This is a genomic window from Colidextribacter sp. OB.20 (genome assembly GCF_009911595.1).
Taxonomy (GTDB): domain Bacteria; phylum Bacillota; class Clostridia; order Oscillospirales; family Oscillospiraceae; genus Lawsonibacter.
This window is the reverse complement of record NZ_QWKG01000139.1, coordinates 1-1426: the sequence shown is the minus strand read 5'-3', so window position 1 is coordinate 1426 and position 1426 is coordinate 1. Positions and strand designations below refer to the sequence as shown.

Below are 1426 nucleotides of genomic sequence, written 5' to 3'. Positions count from 1 at the left end.
AGAAACAACTTTGGGCCTGAAATACTCTATGGGCCACTTCTATGTGGCGGACAACGGCGAAATGGCCGATCCGCCCCAGTGGCTGAAAGACTCCCAGGAGAAGCTGGCGAAGCTCCAGCAAAGGCTCAGCCGGATGGAGCCCGGCTCCAAAAACTACGAGGAAGCGGTGCAAAAATACCGTCTGCTCCACGAGCACATCGCCAATCAGCGCAGAGATTTTCTCCACAAGGAGTCCAGCCGGATAGCCAACAGCTGGGACGCCGTGTGCATGAGGTCGGAGGCGCTGCGGGAGATGTCCCAAAATCCTCTCCGGAGCGGCGCGGCCAGCGCCGGATACCGGATGTTCCGGGAACTGCTGCGGTACAAGCTGGAACGGCAGGGCAAGCAGCTCATTCTGCTGGACCGCTACACCCCCACCACCCGGACCTGCTCGGTCTGCGGACAGCTCCAGGGCGGGGTGGACTATGGGGCAAAGACCTGGACCTGCCCCAGATGCGGGACCACCCACGACCGGGAGGTCAACGCCGCAAGAAACATCAAGGCTCAGGGCCTTGCTCAGCTTGCCGCCTGCGCGTAGGGCGCGGCACACAGATATTGAAAACGGCGGGTCGAGTCGTCCCGCCCTGCACAGAGGTTTCGCCGCCTGGGACAGCGGTTTGTGCCCGTGATTCGGTCGGGGGAGCGTTGAGCGAAGCTCAATCAGAGAATTGTGTTTCGCTCAACGTTTCCAAGCCGAAAAGTGGGAAACGAGAGGGCGTGTGCGCACGCCTGAAAGCCTGTAACAGGGCTGTCCAAAATATTATGACGATGCAAAAGTTCTGTATCCCCATCACGGCGCTGTCAGCGCCCGAGGCATTCGGTTTCTTCCGGCTGACGAGCTGGTTGAAATATAGTAAATGCGCCGCAATCCGGCAGTCCGGCCGGATACCGGAAAACGGCGCAACACAGACCTGTGCCGCACGGTAAGGAAGCCGCGGGCACACTAATTTAGAAAGGAGCACAAAACTATGCGTATTCAGCACAACATCATGGCTATGAACGCCTACCGCAACTACAACAACAACACCTCCGCCCTGTCCAAGAACCTGGAGAAGCTGTCCTCCGGCTACAAGATCAACCGCGCCGGTGACGACGCCGCTGGTCTGGCTATTTCCGAGAAGATGCGCGCCCAGATCACCGGCCTGAACGCCGCCTCCAAGAACGTCAAGGACGGCATCTCCCTGGTCAAGACCGCTGAGGGCGCCATGCAGGAGATCCAGGACATGCTCAACCGCATGGACTACCTGGCCACCCAGTCCGCCAACGGCACCTATCAGGACGAGGTCGACCGTGAGGCCCTCCAGAAAGAGGTCAACCAGCTCCGCGACGAAATTAACCGTATCGCTGACAGCGCCAACTTCAACGGCATCAAGCTGCTGGACGGCTC

Annotated in this window: 1 protein-coding gene and 1 pseudogene; both read left to right on the top strand. The window is 59.5% G+C overall.

The window, feature by feature from the left end:
- Nucleotides 1–577, top strand: a 577-nt coding sequence (locus tag D1641_RS18830) for an RNA-guided endonuclease TnpB family protein (protein WP_160668517.1), incomplete at its 5' end; no start/stop codon positions are given.
- 430 nt (nucleotides 578–1007) lie between these two features.
- Nucleotides 1008–1426 (top strand): annotated as a pseudogene (locus D1641_RS18825) (flagellin); the annotation flags it as partial.